The sequence below is a fragment of the Mycobacterium sp. SM3041 genome (assembly GCF_039668335.1).
Lineage (GTDB): Bacteria > Actinomycetota > Actinomycetes > Mycobacteriales > Mycobacteriaceae > Mycobacterium.
On record NZ_JAYXBQ010000072.1, the window covers coordinates 149,101 to 168,551 of the forward strand.

At 66.9% G+C, this 19,451-nt stretch carries 20 protein-coding genes; 9 read left to right on the plus strand and 11 right to left on the minus strand.

Annotation, left to right across the window (positions count from 1 at the left end):
• Positions 1-31: 31 nt before the first annotated feature.
• The 3 genes from VXD91_RS23095 to VXD91_RS23105 form a co-directional block, all read right to left on the minus strand.
• Positions 32-523 (minus strand): TIGR04338 family metallohydrolase, encoded by a 492-nt coding sequence (locus VXD91_RS23095; RefSeq protein ID WP_346416550.1) that lies wholly within the window; start codon positions 521-523, stop codon positions 32-34.
• On the minus strand, positions 520-1,269 hold the full coding sequence (locus VXD91_RS23100) for a DUF2786 domain-containing protein (protein ID WP_346416551.1): 750 nt from the start codon (positions 1,267-1,269) through the stop codon (positions 520-522). Before VXD91_RS23100 ends, VXD91_RS23095 begins: the two co-directional genes overlap by 4 nt.
• 72 nt (positions 1,270-1,341) lie before the next feature.
• Positions 1,342-1,518: a hypothetical protein gene (locus VXD91_RS23105; protein ID WP_346416552.1), complete on the minus strand. Its 177-nt coding sequence runs from the start codon at positions 1,516-1,518 to the stop codon at positions 1,342-1,344.
• Between the two features lie 123 nt (positions 1,519-1,641).
• Between VXD91_RS23105 and VXD91_RS23110 the strand changes: the two genes are divergently transcribed.
• A complete protein-coding gene (locus VXD91_RS23110; protein WP_346416553.1) occupies positions 1,642-2,991 on the plus strand; it encodes an aldehyde dehydrogenase family protein in 1,350 nt (449 codons plus the stop codon).
• Between the two features lie 25 nt (positions 2,992-3,016).
• On the opposite strand, the gene VXD91_RS23115 is transcribed toward VXD91_RS23110, so the two are convergent.
• Together VXD91_RS23115 and VXD91_RS23120 are read right to left on the minus strand one after the other, a co-directional pair.
• The gene (locus VXD91_RS23115) at positions 3,017-4,054 is read right to left on the minus strand and encodes a hypothetical protein (RefSeq protein WP_346416554.1); all 1,038 of its coding nucleotides are present in this window, start codon (positions 4,052-4,054) and stop codon (positions 3,017-3,019) included.
• 13 nt (positions 4,055-4,067) lie between these two features.
• Positions 4,068-4,907 carry an alpha/beta hydrolase gene (locus tag VXD91_RS23120; RefSeq protein ID WP_318984821.1) on the minus strand — a complete coding sequence of 280 codons (840 nt, stop codon included), beginning with the start codon at positions 4,905-4,907 and terminating at the stop codon, positions 4,068-4,070.
• A 60-nt stretch (positions 4,908-4,967) separates the two neighbouring features.
• On the opposite strand from VXD91_RS23120, the gene VXD91_RS23125 reads away from it, so the two are divergent.
• The 3 genes from VXD91_RS23125 (at position 4,968) to VXD91_RS23135 (ending at position 7,678) form a co-directional block, all read left to right on the plus strand.
• The gene (locus tag VXD91_RS23125; RefSeq protein WP_212807910.1) at positions 4,968-5,999 is read left to right on the plus strand and encodes a sigma-70 family RNA polymerase sigma factor; all 1,032 of its coding nucleotides are present in this window, start codon (positions 4,968-4,970) and stop codon (positions 5,997-5,999) included.
• A 101-nt stretch (positions 6,000-6,100) separates the two neighbouring features.
• Positions 6,101-6,403 carry a DUF732 domain-containing protein gene (locus VXD91_RS23130; RefSeq protein ID WP_212807909.1) on the plus strand — a complete coding sequence of 101 codons (303 nt, stop codon included), beginning with the start codon at positions 6,101-6,103 and terminating at the stop codon, positions 6,401-6,403.
• A 147-nt stretch (positions 6,404-6,550) separates the two neighbouring features.
• Complete coding sequence (locus VXD91_RS23135; RefSeq protein WP_212807908.1) at positions 6,551-7,678, plus strand: NDMA-dependent alcohol dehydrogenase; 1,128 nt, start codon at positions 6,551-6,553, stop codon at positions 7,676-7,678.
• A gap of 69 nt (positions 7,679-7,747) precedes the next feature.
• Here the strand turns inward: VXD91_RS23135 and VXD91_RS23140 are convergent, their stop codons facing one another.
• Positions 7,748-8,635 carry an AraC family transcriptional regulator gene (locus VXD91_RS23140; RefSeq protein WP_346416555.1) on the minus strand — a complete coding sequence of 296 codons (888 nt, stop codon included), beginning with the start codon at positions 8,633-8,635 and terminating at the stop codon, positions 7,748-7,750.
• Positions 8,636-8,850: 215 nt separating this feature from the next.
• On the opposite strand from VXD91_RS23140, the gene VXD91_RS23145 reads away from it, so the two are divergent.
• Positions 8,851-10,137, plus strand: a complete 1,287-nt coding sequence (locus VXD91_RS23145; RefSeq protein ID WP_346416557.1) for a hypothetical protein — start codon at positions 8,851-8,853, stop codon at positions 10,135-10,137.
• A 65-nt stretch (positions 10,138-10,202) separates the two neighbouring features.
• Here VXD91_RS23145 and VXD91_RS23150 read toward each other — a convergent pair whose 3' ends face one another.
• On the minus strand, positions 10,203-11,111 hold the full coding sequence (locus VXD91_RS23150; RefSeq protein WP_346416559.1) for a DUF4349 domain-containing protein: 909 nt from the start codon (positions 11,109-11,111) through the stop codon (positions 10,203-10,205).
• A 194-nt stretch (positions 11,112-11,305) separates the two neighbouring features.
• Positions 11,306-12,082 (minus strand): SDR family NAD(P)-dependent oxidoreductase, encoded by a 777-nt coding sequence (locus VXD91_RS23155; protein ID WP_029105664.1) that lies wholly within the window; start codon positions 12,080-12,082, stop codon positions 11,306-11,308.
• 155 nt (positions 12,083-12,237) lie between these two features.
• Between VXD91_RS23155 and VXD91_RS23160 the strand changes: the two genes are divergently transcribed.
• Positions 12,238-13,059, plus strand: coding sequence for a maleylpyruvate isomerase N-terminal domain-containing protein (locus VXD91_RS23160; RefSeq protein ID WP_346416560.1), 822 nt, complete (start codon positions 12,238-12,240; stop codon positions 13,057-13,059).
• 20 nt (positions 13,060-13,079) lie between these two features.
• On the opposite strand, the gene VXD91_RS23165 is transcribed toward VXD91_RS23160, so the two are convergent.
• Both VXD91_RS23165 and VXD91_RS23170 read right to left on the minus strand, forming a co-directional pair.
• Positions 13,080-13,460 carry a hypothetical protein gene (locus VXD91_RS23165; RefSeq protein WP_346416561.1) on the minus strand — a complete coding sequence of 127 codons (381 nt, stop codon included), beginning with the start codon at positions 13,458-13,460 and terminating at the stop codon, positions 13,080-13,082.
• A 68-nt stretch (positions 13,461-13,528) separates the two neighbouring features.
• Entirely contained in the window at positions 13,529-13,972 is a 444-nt protein-coding gene (locus VXD91_RS23170; protein WP_346416562.1) for a MarR family winged helix-turn-helix transcriptional regulator, read from the minus strand.
• A 67-nt stretch (positions 13,973-14,039) separates the two neighbouring features.
• On the opposite strand from VXD91_RS23170, the gene VXD91_RS23175 reads away from it, so the two are divergent.
• From VXD91_RS23175 to VXD91_RS23185, 3 genes are all read left to right on the plus strand, one after another.
• Positions 14,040-14,810: a pirin family protein gene (locus VXD91_RS23175; RefSeq protein ID WP_346416564.1), complete on the plus strand. Its 771-nt coding sequence runs from the start codon at positions 14,040-14,042 to the stop codon at positions 14,808-14,810.
• A gap of 224 nt (positions 14,811-15,034) precedes the next feature.
• Positions 15,035-16,087, plus strand: coding sequence for a phosphodiester glycosidase family protein (locus VXD91_RS23180; RefSeq protein ID WP_346416662.1), 1,053 nt, complete (start codon positions 15,035-15,037; stop codon positions 16,085-16,087).
• Positions 16,084-16,662, plus strand: coding sequence for a hypothetical protein (locus tag VXD91_RS23185; protein WP_346416565.1), 579 nt, complete (start codon positions 16,084-16,086; stop codon positions 16,660-16,662). The genes VXD91_RS23180 and VXD91_RS23185 overlap by 4 nt, the downstream gene beginning before the upstream one ends.
• 50 nt (positions 16,663-16,712) lie before the next feature.
• On the opposite strand, the gene VXD91_RS23190 is transcribed toward VXD91_RS23185, so the two are convergent.
• Positions 16,713-19,082 carry a hypothetical protein gene (locus tag VXD91_RS23190; protein WP_346416566.1) on the minus strand — a complete coding sequence of 790 codons (2,370 nt, stop codon included), beginning with the start codon at positions 19,080-19,082 and terminating at the stop codon, positions 16,713-16,715.
• Positions 19,083-19,451 lie beyond the last annotated feature (369 nt).

Here is a 19,451-nt window from a genome sequence, read left to right on the forward strand (position 1 = left end):
CAAACACGGCCGCTCGCGGGAATGGCTGTAGTTAGCGCACGCCTTCCTTGGCGTAGACGACCCGCAGGACGTGGCCCACCTCCGGGCCCATCACGATGTCGGCCAGCTCGCAGAACGCCGCGGTGAACGCCGGACCGTGCGGCGGTACCGCAGCGGACAGGTGGTGCGCCACCTCGTGCAGGACCACCAATTCCCTCAGGGCCCAAGTGGATTGGCGTTCGGGCACCGCAATGACCGCGCCGCCGTCACCGGATTCGTAGTGCGCGGCCGTCACGCCGCGCCGCGACCGTACGGCCACCGCGCCGGCGTCGGGCCACCGTGCCGCCACTGCCGGCATGGTCAACACCTGGTCGACGTAGCTTCGCACCGCGTCGACGGACCCGAAGCGCGCCTCGGGCGGCAACGTCAACTGGGTGCCGAAGAACTCGACCGCCCGGTTGCCGCGTTCCCCGGCGCGGTCGAACAGCGTGCGCACGAACTGCTCGGCGGCGTACACCGCGGATCGTTGACCGTCCCGGGTCATCGCTCCAGAGCCGTACGCGCACTGGACAATTCGGGGCTCGGCCCCAGCCGCGCGCGGCGCCCGGCCCGGTCCCCGGCCCGCCGCGCCGCCGACGAATAGCCGGCCGACGCACTCGTCGCCCGCCAACTCCCCCGCGCCTGCGACGTCTTCTTGTAGAACGACACCAACTCAAGGTCCTTGTTGCGCAACGCAAGCGCGGTCCCCGGTTGGTCGGCGCGTTCGGCGGTCGCCGCCTGCCGGGCCTCCTCGCGGGCGTCGAGCAGCCGCTGCCCGACGCGGGCGCCGAACGCCAGCTGGAAGTTGAGCCGGGCAGTGATGGTCGGCGTCGGCCGGTGCGCACCCGTCGAGATGTAGGCGTCCGACGACTTGACCATCTGCACCACCACGCTGGCATACAGGGCGTGGGTGGCGTCGATGTCCTCGGCGAACCCGTAGGCATAGACGAAAGTCGAGTTGGACGCGATATCGCATTTCACGTCGTTGGCCCGCGCGATCAGCACGAACAACTGCACGAACGTGCGCAGACCCCGGGTGCCCGCCTCCCCGATGGTCACCGTGCGCTGCACCGGCTCCTGGGCCGCGGTCCGGGTCGCCGAATGCGCCCGGGCCACCGCCAGATCGATCGACGTCGTGGTGGCCAGCCGCTGGGCCGTCGCCATGAACGCCTCGGCCTCATGCGGGTTGTCGGTGTTCTCGGCCTGCCGCAGCAGCGCCGCGATCCGGGCCAGCATCTTGTCGTCACTCATGCTCGCGACATTATGGGACGCATATGACGTTTCCGCGCGCGCGACGGGTCGTGGCCGTCGCCGCAACCGTTGTCAGTCGGGCGGCTCCTGCGCTTCACCCGACTCCTGATCGACATCGGGCGTCTCGTCACGGCCGGTGGCGCTGGCGCGGCGAAGTTCGTCGACGGCGCTGAGCGGTCGCTTGGCCTCGCCGGTCTCGACGTCGGCGTCGGTGTATGTACCCCGGGAGCCGGGATCATCCTTGTCCATGGCAGTCCGTCCTGTTCGTCGGTCGTGATGCCGATATACCCACCGCTGAAGGTTGGACACCTCCTCCCGTCGCCGCGGGGTTCGACGGGCACTCCGCGGGGTAAGCGAGGTTGCGTGCAAACCATGGAATTGACGGTTCTCGATCCCCGCACCGGCGACACCGTGTCGCGGGTGCCGATCGCGGGCCCGTCGGAATGCGACAGCGCAGTCGAACGAGCCCGCGAAAGCCATCCCGCGTGGGCCCGGACGCCGCCGGCCGACCGGGCCGCCTGCCTGGAGTCCGCGGCGGCTGCGATCCGCGACGCCGCCGACGGATTGGCCGAACTGAACGAACGCGAGACCGGCAAGCCCGCACCCGATTCGTTGGGTGGCGTACAAGCCGGCATCGGCACACTGCTGCAGTACGCCCAGCTGGGACCGCTTCACCGCGGCCACAGCTTGCAGGGAAATTGGGCCGCAACCGATCTCATGATTCCGCAGCCACGGGGAGTCGTCGCGGTGCTGACACCGTGGAACGATCCGGTGGCCGTGGCGGCCGGCTTGCTGGGCGCCGCGCTGGCCACCGGAAACACGGTGGTGCACAAGCCGAGTGAGCGGTGCCCGGGCACCGGTCGGTGGTTCGCCGAACTACTGGCGGCCCACCTGCCAGAGGGCGTCCTCGAAATCGTCGACGGAGATGGGTCGACGGGTGCGCGGTTGGCGTCGGCCGAGGCGGTCGACGTCGTCGCGCATGTCGGGAGCAGCGCCACCGGCAGGTCGATCGCGCGGGCCTGCGCCGAACGGGGCGCCAAAGCACTGCTGGAAAACGGCGGCAACGACGCGCTGATCGTCGACGCGGGAGTGCAGACCGACTGGGCCGCCCAGCAGGCAGCGCTGGGCGCCTTTGCCAACGCCGGCCAGATCTGCGTGTCAGTGGAACGCATCTACGTGGTGGAGTCGCAGCTCGAGGCATTCGTCGAGGCGCTGCTCGGTGAAGCCCGCGAATGGTCCCGCCAGATCGGGCCGCTCGTCGACGACCGGCACCGCACTCACGTGCACCAGCACGTCACCGACGCCGTGTCGCGCGGTGCGCGCGCACTCATCGGCGGCGAACCACTGGACGGGCCGGGCACGTTCTACCCGCCGACCGTTCTGACCGGCTGTACGCCGGACATGCTCGTGTTCAACGAGGAGACCTTCGGGCCCGTCGCCGCTGTGCGCAGCGTGCCCGACTTCGACACGGCACTGTCCGAGGCAGCCGACGACCGGTACGGGCTGGCCGCCACGGTGTTGACCGGTGACATGGGACATGCCCAGGAGGCCTGGCGGGCGCTGCCGGTGGGAACTGTGAAGATCAATTCGGTGTTCGGCGGTGCGCCGGGTGGTGCGGCCGAACCGCGCCGCGCCAGCGGCAACGGATTCGGTTTCGGCCCTGAGCTGCTCGATGAGATGACGGCGATGAAAGTGGTGCACTGGTCCCCGCCGGCCGCCTGAGTCGGCCCGGCCCGAACCGTGGTGACTACTTAGTGACGAAGCCGTCCAGCGCGCCCGTCAGCTGCGGGGACAGCGGCGCCTTGTTGGCGTAGTTGGCGACGTTGTCGGTCGGATCGTCACGCAGCACGTGGCTGACACCCTTGAGCGGAACCACGGTGAGCGCGGTGTGCGCCAGCGCGGCGATCAGCGGCTGCTCCGCCTCGCAGAAGGCCTGGACGTCCGAATCCGAGCAGGTCAGCAGCACCGGCATGCCGTTCGGCAGCTTCGCGGCCAGCGCCAGCGGGTCGATGGCGTCTGCCTCCAGCACCGCCTTGGCGTTGGCGGGGTTGAGGATCGCGCTCAGGCCTTCGGGCAGCTTGGCCGGCGGGGTGCCGGTGGCGCGCGTCGACGCGACGGCCGCTGACCAGTCCGCCAGCACCTGGTCGGCCTGTTGCCGGGTCTTGGCGCCGGCTTTGACGTCGGCGTCGACCGAGGCCCGCACGCGGTTGGTGATGACATCGAGATACCGGCCGGCCAGCGGCTGCAGCAGCGCGAGGGAATGGATCTTCGGGGCATCCGGGCCGGTGGCGGTGGCGAGCGCCAGCGCGTGCACGGTGCCCTCGCCCAACCCGTATACCGAGATGCGTGCGGTGTCGGTGCCCTTCTGCTCGGCCAGGAACTTCACGGCCGCCTTGGCGCCGGCGGTGTACACCGCGCTGCCCACGTCACGCAGGTTCTGGGCGTGTGGCCCAAGCCCCGTTTTGCCGGTGCCGACCTTGTCGTATCGCAGGCTGTCGACCTTCTTGTCGGAGAGGTACTCGGCGAGCTGCCGCATGTTGCCGACCTTGCCGGCGACGGCGTTGTCACCGTTGCGGTCGGTCTGGCCGCTCTCGGAGATCAGCAACACCGACGGCGCCGCGGCAGCCCCGGGCACATGGCGGTAGCTGCCGTGGATGGTCAGGCCGTCGGCGACGAAGCTGACGTCCTCATCGACCCAGTCGCTGCCACCGCCCGGCTTGTCCGAACCGCACGCCGCCACCGCCAGCACCGCCAGCCAAACCAACAGGCGCACAGCCCATTTCACGCGAGCACCCCAGTCACAGCCGCACTTCGATCCAGCTCACGACGTCGTCGAGCACCACTGCCTTCTCGGGCTCGTTGAACACCTCGTGGTACAGCTTCGGATAGACCTTCAGCGCCACGTCGGACGAGCCGACGCACTCCACCAGCTTGCGGCTGCCGGCCACCGGGACCAGCTTGTCGTCCTCGCCGTGCACCACCAACAGCGGCGCGGTGAGGGCGGCGGCGCGCTGCGGCATGGTCTCGCCGACCTCGATCAGCGCCTTGCCCACCCCTGCGGGCACCTTGCCGTGGTACACGAGCGGGTCGGCGTTGTAGGCCGCGACCACCTCGGGATCACGCGACACCGCGTCGAACGGCAGGCTCTCCGCGGGCAACCCGGGAAGGATGGAACCCAGCACCTTCGCCGCCAGCGCCAACGGCAGGCTGACCTGGGACCGGGCGTCGACCGCCGGGCCGGACAGCACCATCAGCTTGTAGTCGTCGGGATGCTCGACGCCGTACGCGAACACGATGCCGCCACCCATGCTGTGGCCGAGCACGACCCGTGGCAGCTCGGGATATTCGGCGGTCGCGAGGCCGACCAGATGATGGAAGTCCCCGGTGTACTCGGAGATGTCACGGACCACCACGCGCTTGCCACCCGAGCGGCCATGGCCGCGGTGATCGAGAGCGAAGGTGATCAACCCCGCCTCACCGAAGCGTTGCGCGACATGGTCATAGCGACGGGCGTGCTCGCCGAAACCGTGAGACAGCACCACCACGCCCGTCGGATCGGTCTCGGGCACCCAGACGTCGTAGACGATCCTGGTGCCACCGATACCGTCGAAGCTGCGTTCGCTGCGGGTCGTGGCCATGGAGAGACAATATCTGGGGTCGGCCCACGGCGCGTCCGTCGCCGCCGCGACTCCCGCCGGATGTCACACCCCCTGCGTACCCTGGGTCACGTGAGTGTCCTCAGAGAAGACGCGGCAGCCACACCGGCACAGTCCAGGGACGCGTTCCTGGCCGACGCCCAACGGCACCGGCGCGAGCTGCTGGCCCACTGTTACCGCATGACCGGTTCTCTGCACGACGCCGAGGACCTGGTGCAGGAGACCTACCTGCGCGCCTGGAAGGCCTACGACAACTTCGAGGGCAAGTCGTCGGTGCGGACCTGGCTGTACCGCATCGCCACCAACACCTGCCTGACCTCACTGGAAGGCCGTCAACGCCGGCCGTTGCCGTCGGGGCTGGGCCAGCCGGCGGCCGACCCGCAGGCCGAGATCACCGAGCGCACCGAGACCGCCTGGCTCGAGCCGCTGCCCGACGTGCACGACGCACCGGGTGATCCGCAGACCATCGTCGGCTCACGCGAGTCGGTGCGGCTGGCGTTCATCGCTGCGCTGCAACATCTTTCGCCTCGCCAGCGCGCGGTGCTGGTGCTGCGCGACGTGCTGCAGTGGAAGGCCGCCGAGGTCGGCGAGGCCGTCGGCACGTCCACCGCGGCCGTCAACAGCCTGTTGCAACGGGCCCGCGCCCAGCTCGATGCCGTCGGCCCCAGCCAGGACGACGTCCTGGTCGCTCCGGAGTCCGACGAAGCCAAGGACCTGCTGGCCAAGTACGTCAACGCCTTCGAGTCCTACGACATGGACGCGCTGGTCAAGCTGTTCACCGCCGACTCGGTGTGGGAGATGCCCCCGTTCGACACCTGGTACTCCGGCCCGCGGGACATCGTCGAGCTGTCCCGTTTCAAGTGCCCCGCCGAGCACCCGGGCGACATGCGGTTCGTCGCCACCACCGCCAACGGGCAGTCCGCCGCGGGCATGTACATGCGCAATGCCGAGACCGGCCAGCACGAGGCGTTCCAGCTGCACGTGCTGGACATCAAGCCCGACGGCATCTCGCACGTCGTCGCGTTCATGGACCCGACGCTGTTCGAGAAGTTCGGACTGCCGGCCCACCTCTGAGGGCCACCGAAACGGTAGGGATCTCCCTTATATCTCCACCTGTCGATCGCCGATACGTTCAGTGGCACAGCCTCGTGACCTGCTGACGAAAGGGATCGATCATGAAGACCGTGCTGCTCGGCGCCGCCGTGATCACCGCCGCCTCTGCCGTTTTGGCGGCCCCGCCGGCGACCGCGAGCCCCGGCTCGTTCCTGGAGGAGATCAGCATCAACGGCGCCACCCTGCCCGGCAAGACGCCCGACCAGATGGTGGCCGCCGGCCAGGGCGTCTGCAAGGACCTGCGCGGCGGCGTGACGGTTCTCGACGAGATGACGGTCGTCGAGAAGGCATACGCCTTCAATCAGGGCGCGCTGTTCGTCAGCGCCTCGACCACTCACCTCTGCCCCGACTTCGCGGGCGGTTAGACCACACGAACCGCGGCCCCAGGGCACTAGCCACCCTAGTCTGCAAGTGACTGGTGAGTAGGTTCTTAGTTATCATCTACGCAGGTCAGGGCGCCTCTATACCATCATTCTGGAACGTGTTCTTACTTTGTGGCTATGATCTTCGTCATGAAGACCAAAGGTGCTCTGCTGTGGGAAGTGAACTCCCCGTTCCAGGTCGAGGAGATCGACCTCGGTGACCCCGTTGCCGACGAAGTCCAGATTCAGATGCATGCCGCGGGCATGTGCCACTCCGACTACCACCTGACCACGGGCGCGACCCCGATGCCGCTGCCCTGTCTCGGCGGGCACGAGGGCGCGGGCGTCGTCACCAAGGTCGGCAAGAACGTCACCGGCATCGAAGAGGGCGACCACGTCATCCTCGCGTTCATCCCGGCCTGTGGCTCCTGCCCGCCGTGCATGAAGGGCTTCCGCTCGCTGTGCGACCGCGGCGCCGTCCTGCTGGGTGGCAAGTCGATCGCCGACGGCACCAATCGCATCCACACCGCCGGCGGCAAAGAGGTCGCGGCGATGAACCTGCTGGGCACCTTCGCGCCGTACATGACGGTCCACAAGGATTCCGTCGTCAAGATCGACAAGGACATCCCGTTCGAGTCCGCGGCCATCATGGGTTGCGCCGTGCCGACCGGATTCGGCTCGGCCACCAACGTGGCGCAGGTCCAGCCCGGTGAAACCGTCGCCATCGTCGGCGTCGGCGGCATCGGCATGAGCGCGCTGCAGGGCGCGGTGATCTCCGGCGCCAAGCACGTCATCGCCATCGACCCGAACCCGTGGAAGCGCGACCAGGCGATGAAGTTCGGAGCGACGCACGTCTACCCGTCGATGGCCGAGGCCATCGCGCCGATGATCGACCTGACCTGGGGCCTGATGGCCGACAAGGTCATCATCGCCGTCGGCGAGATGAAGGGCGAGTACATCGAAGAGGCCATGATCCTGACGGCCAAGACCGGCACCTGCGTCGTGACCGGCATGGGCTCGATGATGGACGCCGACGTCAAGCTCAACCTCTTCCTGTTCACCATGCTGCAGAAGACGTTGAAGGGCAACATCTTCGGTGGCGGCAGCTCGCACATCGAGACCCCGCGCCTGGCCGCGCTGTACAAGTCCGGCCTGCTGAACATCGACGACATGATCACGCGGACCTACAAGCTCGAGGACATCAACCAGGGCTACCAGGACATGCTGGACGGCAACAACATTCGCGGTGTCGTCACCTTCGACGAGTCCGACTGGTAGCTGTTCTCGCGAACAGCCGAAGCTGCCCCTTTTCCGCGGAGAAGGGGCAGTTTTGTGTCCTGGTCACGATCACCGGGCGTTCCGATACGCGCTGGGCGATACGCCGACGCGCTTCCGGAACGCGGTGGCGAAGTGGTTCGGCGTCGAAAAGCCAACTGATGAGGCAATTTCGGCGATACTCGTCGCGCTGGACATCAACAGCATCTTGCCACGGTCGATCCGCAGGTCCAGGAGGAACTGGTACGGCGTGGTGTGAAAGGCCCGCCGGAACGCGCCGATGAAAGCGTGCACCGGCATCCCCGCCAACTGCGCCAGTGCATCCAGATGAATCTCGGAATCCATTCCGTCGCTGAGGAAGTCGACGAGCCTGGAACGAGTCTGGGCGTCAAGGTTCCGATGCCCTGGTTTCCTCGGTGCCGTAGCGGTGTACTTCTCGCAGATCAGCAGGCGGGTGGTTTCAGCCAACGAGTGGGTGAGTAACCGCGCCATGGCGTCGTCACGGTCGGCAACGCTGTAAATTTCCTCGACCAAATGGTGAATGAGCCTGTCCCGGTACTTGATTCGGGGCAACAGTGCCGTGTCGTCGATCACCCCGCGCGGGACGGCAATCTCACAAATGCCGGCGACATCGCCTTGGACCAGCGCCGCACATTGAACGCCCGCCGGCTTCCACCAGACGTCTCCTGCCGTCGGCGGCACCTGGCCCGATGGTCCCCAGTCCAGCGCGGTCTGGATGGAATGCATGGCGCCACCGCGATATACGTACACCAGATGATGCGTGTCACTGAAGCTGCACCAATCCGTTGGCGCCGAGATGCGCTCCGTGGAGAAGGCGAACGACAGCCCGCGCGCCGCAACATCCTCGCGCTCCAACACTATTCGCGGCGTAAGCGGGCGGTCGCCGTCCCACGGCTTCATCCCCATCGGAAACCCCACTGGCACATCATTTTCGATCACACGGTCGGCGGAATGCTAGGCCTTCCGAGAGAAACCGTGGCCGGTTTTGCAAACCTACCTTCTAGTAACTTCGCCTGGTTTGAATATTTGAAAAGCCCTACAGAATGTGAATGCACATCTGCCGTTCAGTCCGTACTTTTCGGGCCGGTCAGTGACAGCTGACCTCCTCGACTGAACCAAAGGAAACCGAGTTGAGTCTCGCTCTACGCCCGTATATGAACGCCGGCGTCGCGCTCGTCGGCGCCGGCGTCATTGCTCTCACCCCCGTCACGGCTTCCCCAGCGGCCGTTCATGTTCCGGCCCTGCGCTCTGCCGCAACGGTCGAACTCACGGCATTCACCAACCCGCTGGAGACCTGGGCGTCGGTTGGGCAGGCGACTGTGGGCAATCTGCTGGACATCGGTCATTACCTCGCGGCACACCCTGCGCCGGTCCTCCAGCAACTCATCGCAAACCGTATGACGGACGCCAACACGTTGGGCACAATTCTTCAGACCGTCGCGACAGGGCTTCAGGGATGGCTCAGCCCCTGGAGCCCGGATGGTATCGCCCACTACGCGCGTGTTGCGGCCGATCAAGCCCGGGCAGGCGACCTTCGAGGAGCGACCGACAGCTTGTACAACGGGATCGTCAATGGGTTCAAGTTCAAAGTAGGGCTGCCGTTGCTGGGCACGCTCGCCATCTGGCAGAGCGTGGCAAAGGACGTGTACACCATCGCCACCGAACTGCCGTACGCTCTCGCCATCGGGCCGTTCCAGTACTCTTTCACCGCCATCAAGACATTCCAGATGGCAGTTGGTGACACCCTGCAAGGGTTCGGCGACGCGCTCAAGGCGCGCGATCTCGTCACCGCGGCGAGCTTTCTCATCAATGCACCGGCAGTGATAACCGGCGCAGTCCTGAACGGCTATTCCTATTTCGACACCGCTGGGGTCCTGGGCGAGGACGGCGTGATCAATCAACTGATCAGATATACGCGCGAAAGGGTCGCACAGGCTCTCAAGCCCAAATCAACTGCAGCCGTGGCACCTCGATCAGACGTTGACTCGGCAATTTCAGACTCGACTGCCGCATCGGCGATCACTCCGTCCACCAATCCTGCAACCGCATCGTCAGGGACGGCGGTCCCGACGAAGCCCGGTTCAGCTCCCGCGCCGGCGAATTCGACGAAGAGCGAATCGACGCCAACAACAATTGACACGACCGCAGCCGCATCGACAACAACCAGCCAGGAAGCTGCGGTTCCAGTCACCAAGCCCGTCGCCGGCCCCACACCGACCCAAGCAGTCAAGGACGTCGAAAAAGCTGCGGCGAAGGCGATCTCGACTGCCGGTAAGCAGATCACATCTGCCACCAACAAGTTCGGCGAGGATCTGAAGAAGACTTTCACGAAGCCCCGCAAGCCCGCCAAGACGGATGCATCGACCAAGCCGACAAAGCCCGACTCAGACAGCAGTGGCGCGAACACGGGCCAGAAGGCCAGTTCGGGGGCAGCCAAGTAGAGATCGCACCCGCGAACGCCCCCAATTCCGTTCGAGATTGGGGGTTTTCGCACGACGTGCGGAAGCTACTCCTCCGGTTTGGAGGCGGGCGCCGCAGGCTCGGCTGGTGCGCTCTTGTGACGCGAGCCCGACCACTTGACGAAGACGTAAAGCGCCCCGCCGAGGGCCGCCAGTGGAATCAGCCACGGCAGCAGGAATCCGAACGCCAGTACGAGGTGAGAACCAAAGGCCCACAACGTGTCCCAGCCATGTTCGATCTGCCCGAAGAACCCGTGATAGCGCTCCGGGGCTGGGCCACCGCGACGCTCGGCGGTGATCTGGACGTCGACCGAGCTGTAGGTGATCTGGTCGCGGAGGGTGTCGCGCTGCGCCTGCAGGCTCTGTAGCTCGGCCTGCCTCGACGACAACGCCTCCTCGGCCTTGATCAACGCATCGGGGTCCTTCGAGTCACGCATGATCCCGAGCAACCGATCCACCGACGTCTTCAGCGCGGTGATCCGGGCATCGAGGTCGACACGGCGTGCGGTGACGTCGTCGGTCTTGACCTCGAGGGTCTGGACCGTACCGAGCCCCTTGAGCGACGCCAAAGCAGCGTCGAGCCCGTTGGCCGGCACTCTCAGCACCAGGTGGACGCTCGCGCGGCCGGACGTCGACCCGGCGTCGTCCGAGCGCTCGTCGACCCGTCCGCCCGCTTTGTCGACGATCGTGGTCGCCTTGTCCGCGGCGGCCGCCGGGTCCGCGGTGACGAGGATCAGCGACGCGGTCTTGACGATGTCCCGCGGTTGTTCGACGGGCGGCGCCGGCGCCTCGGGGGCACCGCCTTTGAAATCCGCGCCACTCTTGAGCGGCGCCGGTGCCGCCGGGGCCGACTCGGAATGCCGCGTCGAGTTGCCGCCGCTGCACCCGGCCACCAACCACAACGAGGCGATCAACAGAGCGAGAAATACGACCGGCCGGAACCGCGTGCGCGTCATGCCATCCGAGCGTACCGAGCGATTCACAGGAATTCGGCGGCGAATGTGCAGCCAGATCGCCAAGACGGCTGGATCCGCAATCTCTGCGCACATTCGGTGCGGGGTCGGCGCGCGCAGTCCCGCGGGGCGACCCCGCAACAAAACTGCCCCTCATCCGAAGACAAGGGGCAGTTTCGTGTCTGTTCGCGAAAGAACTACTTCGGAGGCATCCGGATGCCGCCGTCGACGCGGACGACCTCGGCGTTCATGTACGAGTTGGTGATCAGCTCGATGACCATGGAGGCCAGCTCCTCGGGCTTGCCCAGGCGGTGCGGGAACAGCACCGACTCGCCGAGCTTGGCCTTGAAGGCCTCGGAGGCTTCGCCCTCGCCGTAGATCGGGGTGTCAATCAGGCCGGGGGCCACGGTGTTCACGCGGATGCCGACGGCCGACAGGTCGCGCGCGACCGGCAGGGTCAGGCCCACGACGCCACCCTTGGACGACGAGTACGCGGCCTGGCCGATCTGGCCGTCGAACGCCGCGACGCTGGTCATGTTGACGATGGCGCCACGCTCACCGGACTCGGCGAGGTCGTTCTTGCTCATCTGGGTGGCGGCGATGCGGATGCAGTCGAAGGTGCCGACCAGGTTGATGTCGAGAACCTTCTTGTACAGGTCCAGGTTGTGCGCCGACTCGAACTCGCCGTCCTTGCCGATGGTGCGCTGGGCCCAGCCGACTCCGGCCGAGTTCACGAGCGCACGCAGCGGGCCGAGGTCAGCGGCGGTCTTGACCGCGTCGATGATCTGCTCGGTGTTGGTGACGTCGACGGTGACGAAAACGCCGCCGATCTCCTTGGCGAGGGCCTCGCCCTTCTCGGCCTGGAGGTCGGCAATGACGACCCGGGCACCCTTGGCGGCCAACTGACGGGCAACAGCCGCACCGATTCCTGACGCGCCGCCGGTGACGACCGCGCTAGCTCCATTGATATCCACGCCGACAGCGTATGCGAGGCCGTCCGCTCACCGGGACGGACCTCGCAAAGGTCATCCGGCGTCGACATCATGCCGATCGAACCCGGCGAATCGACCGAATCGGAGGTCGCCTGAAACACCTCGTCATCGACCCGCCCGGTGCGAGGATCCGTGTCGTGTCCGGTATCGATCTGGCAGGGACCCGGGAGGCCTTGCGGGCCGCAGCGTCCCGGACATCCGCGCTCGTACGCAGCGTGACCGATCCCGCCGCTCCGGTCCCGAATCTCTCCTGGACCGTGGCGGAGACCGCTGCTCATCTGGTCACCGGCTTGCAGCACTACGCGGGGCTTGTCACAGCGGAGACGGACATTCAGGAGTACCTCGCGCTCGCGCCGCCGCGTGCTACCCCAACCGAGCGAGGGGTGATCGCAAACGCTCGCATGCTCGAGGAGTTCACGGAACGGGATCCGCGCCGGCTCGCCGACCTGCTGATCAGCGCGGCGGAGAACTTCATCGCGGTATCCGACCGGCAGCCAACTGACGAACCGATGCCGGCCTTCAACGGTTTGGCCATGACCGTTCCGGTCATGGCCAGTGCGATGCTGGGCGAGCAACTGCTCCACGGCCTCGATATCGCCCGCGCTGTCGGGGCCGATTGGACGATCTCGAGAGCCGAGGCGTTGCACGTCATAGCCGGTGTAATGGCGATGATTCCCGACTATGTCGACCGGCAGAAGGCTGCCGGCCTGCATCTGGCTTATGAGCTGCGATTCCGGGACGGTCCCCGCTATCGCGTCACGATCGAGGACGGATCCGCCGCCGTGGGTCCGGCCGGCGGAGCCGTCGACTGCTGGATTTCAGCCGACCCCGTCGCGTACCTCTTGGTGGGCTATGGCCGGAGCAGCCAGTGGGCGTCGATTCTGCAGGGCAAGATCCTGTCGGCAGGCCGCAAGCCCTGGCTCGGCGCCAAACTCGGCCAACTGTTCGTGAAAGTGTGATGCGACGCCGCGAACGGCTACTACTGCGGGCAGACCAGCACGGTCTCGTGGAAATGCCAGCTGTCGATGTTCACGTACTCACCGGGGGCGCCCGGGGTGGATCCACTCGAATTCAGTTCGGGGATGTAGTTCGCGTTGATCTTCGCGCCGAAACCGAAGCCGGTGTTGTACTTGACGCCGCCGGACTGCTCGATGGTCCAGTTCACCATGCCATCGGCATAGGTGTAGGTCCGGTTGACCTGAAGTTCTTTGCCGAGGCCCGCGCTCGTGTGCCGGTTCTTCACGAAGGGACTGCCGTCCAGCGGCACGCAGGGTTCGGCATGCGCCTGCGGGGTGGGCAACCAGGCCAGCGCGGCGACCAGCGCGCCCGCTGTGGCAATGGTGGCAACCGAATGTTTCACGTGAATCCTCCCCGCAAACCCGACGACCCCTACTGTAGCCGCGAATTCGCCCCGGCTCCCCGGCTCCGTCAGTCCACTCGCTCGAGCACCGTCGCGGTCCACCGCCGCAACGCGTCCGCCTGCGCTCGGCTCATGCCGTCGAACACCGTCGCGCGCACCAACTCGGCATGCCCGGGGGCGGCGGCCTCGAGCGCATCCCGCCCGCCTGCCGTGAGGGTGACGACGGCGGCGCGCCGGTCGTCGGCTGCCCCGGATCGCTCGATCAGACCGCGGGTTCGCATGCGCGCCAATTGGTGGGACACCCGGCTCTGCTCCCAGCCCAGATGGGCACCGAGCGCACCCATCCGGCAATCAGGCAGCTCGCTGAGCGCCACCAGGACGTCGTAGTCCGCCAGCGACAACCCGTGATCGCGCTGCAGTTGCCGGTTGAGTGCGGCCTGCAAGCGCCCGCTCATTGCCAGGTACGCGCGCCAGAGGTCCTGTTGATCATCGGTCAGCCACACGGAATACATGACACATCATTTATGTTGTGCCGTCCAGTAGCGACACCTAAGCTCACCGACAACGACAGGGGACGAAATGACGGACAGCCCGACCGAACTCATTGATATCCGTCGCGCCGCCGACCGCGACACCACCCGCATCTCGTGGCTGGACTCCAAGCACTCGTTCTCGTTCGGCGGTCACTACGACCCGGCCAACACCCACCACGGCCTGCTCCTGGTGAACAACGACGACCGCGTCGCACCGGGCTCGGGATTCGAGACCCATCCGCACCGTGACATGGAGATCGTCACCTGGGTGCTGCGCGGATCGCTCGTACACCAGGACTCGACCGGTAACTCCGGCGTCATCTACCCCGGACTGGCCCAACGGATGTCGGCGGGACGCGGCATCCTGCATTCGGAGAAGAACGACTCCTGGCGGCTGACCGGGGCCGAATCCCACAGCGAGCCCGTGCATTTCGTGCAGATGTGGGTAGTGCCCGACGAGTCCGGCAAGACGCCCGGCTACCAGCAGCTCGAAATCGACGACGAGCTGCTGCGCGGCAAGCTGGTCACCATCGCCTCGGGCAGGCCCGAGCACTCCAATGACACCGCCATCACCATCGGCCAGCGCAATGCGGCGCTGCACGGCGCCCGCCTTGAGCCCGGCGACAGCGTCGAGCTGCCGTCGGCAAAGTACCTGCACCTGTTCGTGGCCCGCGGCGAGGTGGCCCTCGAGGGTGCCGGGCCGCTGCAGGAAGGCGACGCCGTCCGGTTGACGGCCTCGGGTGGGCAGCGCGTCACCGCCACCACGCCGGCCGAGATCCTGGTGTGGGAAATGCACGCCGATCTGCTCGGCTCGTAACCCTGCGCCGACGGCCCCGCCCCGACTCCGGTCGGCGGCGGGGCCAATTGCTGTGTCCGCCAAGGTGATTCCTCCGTCACCGCCCCGTGATGTTGATGTGACCAAAGTTGACAGAGTGTTTGCTGTGGCTACGCTGAAGGTCGTTGTATCGGACCGGAGGAAGGGCCACAATGTCGTTTCTCGGGCCGGCTACCCGACGCGCCACCGTTCGTCGCGCGCGGAAAATCGTAAGGTGCACAACGCTTCTGGCGCTGTGCGCGGGGCTGGTGGGCACCATCGGCGTACCGGCAGCCGACGCCGCCGACGGACGCTCACTTCTGGTCAACGCCATCACCAACTACCGCGGCAGCTTCCTGGTCTACAACTTCGGCGGTGACCACCCCGCGCCGATGCTCAACGCCGCGGGCAACTGGTACGAGTCGGGCAACGGCGGGCACCTGCTCGTCATCAAGGCAGCGTCGCAGCGCATGAATCCCCGCTTGCTCGTCGACTCCCACCGCGGCATCCAGTCCCGCTGCGAGCGCGATCCCCGCGCCCGTACCGCCGAAGGTCTGTTGCAGGCCTCCGAGGTCTTCACCCCGCTGGAGGCGTGGCAGGCGCTGGGCCGGCCCACCATCGCGGTCAACGCCAACTTCTTCGACATCCGCGGCCAGCAGGGCGGCTCGTGGACGTCGACGGGTTGCAGCTCGCCGCTCGGCGCCTACGTCGACAACACGCGCGGCCAGGGCCGGGCCAACGCCGCGGTCACCGGCACCATCCCCTACGCGGGCAAGCAGGGCCTGTCCGGCGGCAACGAGGTGTGGACAGCGCTGAGCACCATGGTCATCCCGTCCGACGGCGCGCCGTACATGATCACCCCAAGCAGCACAAGCGATTTCAACGCCGCGACGGGCCCGATCAACAACCTGGTGAATCAGGGCGCCCGGTTCGTCGCGGTCAGCGGCATCGGCCTGCTGGCACCCGGCGACACCGGCCAGCTGAACGACGGCGGCCCCAGCGCCGCCCGCACCGCGCTCGCCTATGTGCGAAGCCGCGACGAGATGTACATCTTCCAGGGCGGCAGCCACACCCCCGACCAGATCCAGGACCTGTTCCGCGGACTCGGCAGTGACACCGCCATCCTGCTGGATGGCGGTGGCTCCTCCGCCATCGTGCTGCGCCGCGACACCGGCGGCCGGTGGGCGGGATCCGGTACGCCACGCGGCTCCTGCGACACCCCGGCAGTGCTGTGCGACTCCAGGGAACGCGCACTCCCAGGCTGGCTCGGCTTCGCTTGAGGCGTCAGGCGTCGGGCCGCTCCTCCACCGGTGCCGCTGTCGGCACCGGGATCAGCCTTGGCGCCAACGTTTTTCGGCTCCTTCTCGACGTCGGGCCCACCCGCCCGGTTTCTGCCCGCGCCCTGCTGCGGCTCGCGCTCCTCGCCATCCGGCGCCGACACCGGCCTCTCGTCACCGGCCTCGAGATCGAACACTTCCCCGCGTGCCTGCGGATCGGCCTGAAGATCGGCCTTCGCATCGGACTCGGGCTCTTCGGTCTCGGGCTCGGCATCGGGGTCTGTCTCGGCCTGTGCCTGTGGCTCCTGGGGCGGCTGCTCGTGGGCGTGGTCGTCATCGCCCGCCGACTGCTGACCATCGTTCGGCTGCGAGCCGCCGACACCGGCCGGATTGAACTGCACCGGAACCGGATTCGGAGTGATCGACGCACTCACTGTGGCGACCGTCGGACCGGCGGCGCCGTAGTACGTCGGCAGCACGCTGCTCGTCAGACCTGCGCGAGACCCGACGTGCGGAGGGGGCGCCGGACCACATTGACTGCGCGACAACAGCGATCGGCCACCGCACGCGGCCGATGACACAAGAACGCCCGACGCGAAGGCACGTCGGGCGTTCTTGTTGCCGGGTGTCAGTGGGCGGTTGAGCCCCCGCCGGTCGCGGCAGTCGACTTCGCCGCGCCGTCCTTCTTCTGCTTCTTGGTCTTCGGGGCGTCCTTGGTGACCTTCTCGGACTTGTCCGTGCCGGCCTTGGTCGCCTTGGTGTCCTTGTCGGACTTCGCGGGCTTGTCGGCCTTCTTGTCCTTCTTGTCCTTGCCCGCGGTGGGCGTGCTGCCCGCGTCGTCGGCGGCGTGCTTGGGCTTCTGGCCGCTGTCCGGCGTCGACGGGGTGCCCTCCGGCGCGGCGTGCTTGCCCGAGGACTCCTCGGTGCCCGTCTTGCTGTCGGTCTTCGGATCGGTCTTGGTCTCGGTCTTCGGATCGACCTTCGGGTCGGTCTTGGTGTCCTCTGCCTTCGGCTCGGCCTTCGGGTCGGTCTTGGGATCCTCGGCGGCCGGCGTGGTACCGGTCTTGTCCTCGGCCGTCTTGTCCTTCTCGCCGGCCGTCTGGTCGGTGGCCTGCTTGCCGTCCTTCTTCGAACCGGTGAGGCCGGTGAGGCTGGCCGACAGCGGCGCCAACTTCGGAGTGGTCGACGGGATGTCCGTCGCGGCCGTCGCGCTGACGACGCCTTCCTTTGCCGCCAGCGAGTTGACCGTCGCGCCCTGAGTGAGGCCGCCCAGCGTGCCCAGCACTCCGTTGAGGAGGTTCTGCACCGTGCCCGCCAGGCCACCCAGCGGGTTGAAGCCGCCCAGCTTGCCGCCGGTGATCAGCTTGATCAACGCTTCGACAGCGTTGTCCGGCGCATCGGTCGGGTTGGCGCTGAAGAATTCCTTCTTGAAGCCGGCCACCAGCGAGTTCATGATGTCCGCCGGCACCTTCTGCCAGTTGACGTTCGGGAACGAGAAGAACGGCGTCGGCGTGCCGGGGTCATTCAGCGTGCGGCTGTAGGTGCCGTCCGGGTTGCGCACCACGTCGGTGTAGCCCAGGTTCACCAGGCTGGTCATGGCCGGCGCGAGAGCGTTGGCCAACTTGTAGATGGGGCTGCCCAGCGTGCCGAAGCTGACCATGTTCAGCACGTCACCGGTGAGGTACATCGGTTCCATCAACGGCAGCGTGTTGGTCGGGATCGTCAGATAGATGTTGACGGCCAACGGGTTTCCGCTCAGCAGGCCACCGGTGAGGTCACCCAGCTGGCTGGTCAGCTGGCTGGTGAGCGTCGCGGTCGAAATGCCGCGCAGCAGGTACGTCGGCAGGGTGCCGGCGACCAGGTTGTTGGCCAGGCTGAACGGGTTGGGCCACGCGGCCAGGTCCGAGAACGGCTGGTATTCGAGCGTGGCGTCGACCTTGATGGGCAGCAGGTTGGCGCCGCCGATGCCCAAGCCGGTGTTCAGCAGCGGGATGCCACCGCTGTTCATGGCGTGCACATCCGGGGTGATCAGGTTGATGCCCAGCAGGTCGCCGATCGGGTAGAAGCGCGCCAGCAGACCGCCGTTGGCGCGGCCCAGGTTGTTCAGCAGGATCATCGGCAGGACGGTCAGGCTGCCGAGGACCGGCCCCGCATGATTGGCGCCGCCCGGCTGGTTCGCCAGATCCGCGACGACCTTCGAATACGCCTGGCCCATGGAGAACGCGCCGAGACCGAAGCCGACGCTCAGGGGCACCCGCACGTCGATCAGATCCAGCTTGTCCAGGCCGATGGCGTCACCGACGGTGTTGATCACCACCTGCAGGGCGCCGATCAGCGGGCCCAGGCCGCCGAGCTTCGTGGCCCGGTCCAGCACCTCGTTGATCAGGCCCATGGCGCCGACGTCGAGGTAGTCGGTGTTGTTGATGGCGTTGGCGATCGCGTTGGCGGTGCCCGGGGTCCAGCCCAGGTCCAGCCCGGCGATCTTCAGCAGTGTGAACACCGGTCCGGCGGTGACGATGTTGACGCCGGGAATGTCCAGGTTGCTCAGATCGAGGATGTTGTCCAGGCGGATGCCCAGGACGTCCAGCAGACCGCTGAGGGTCACGTTGCCCTGGGCGTCCATGATGCCCAGCGCACTGAGCAGCGGGACCAGCGCACCGGTGAGGAGCGGGCCCAGCGCCGCGTTCAGCAGCGGCGTCAGCTTGATCGGCAGCGCATCGAGGATCTGGCTGAGCAGATTCTTCGGCAGCTGGTTGATGAGGTTGCTCAGATTGAGGCCGCTGAGACCGCCGGCGGCGCTCAGTGCCTGGACCAGCGGTGGCAGCAGCGCCTCGACGCCGCCCTGCGCCAGGTTGTACGCCGCGTTGCCGACGCCGAAGGTGATGTCGGGCAGCACGCCCGGCTTCGGGAACGGCGTGGTGAACGCCGACAGGTTGACGGCCGAATGCGACGCCGGCACCACCCGCGGCGCCGGCGCGTTCGGCACGGAGGCCGTCACCGTCATTGCGGTAGCTGTTGCGACAGTCGCACCCAGCAATGCCGCCCGCTTTGCTTGAACCCGCCCAGCCAGATGCGTAACAGCCATTTGCCCCGTCCCCTCAGCCGCCACAATCGGTTATCAACCGGACGGTAACATTAATGCACCGCAGCTCCAACACGCACCTTGACCTGCCGCTTTCCCAAATCTGGCAAACGGGTGACCGGAGCTCACTCCACGCCGCCGAGGCGATGAAGTCAGCTAATTTTCATGACGCGAAAATTATTTGCTGGAGGGCGCACCGGCCGGGCTTTGACCCTGGTGGAATCTCGGCAAATATTGACGCCAGCGGTCACTGTGATACGCACCCACCGCAGGTCCGGACGTGAT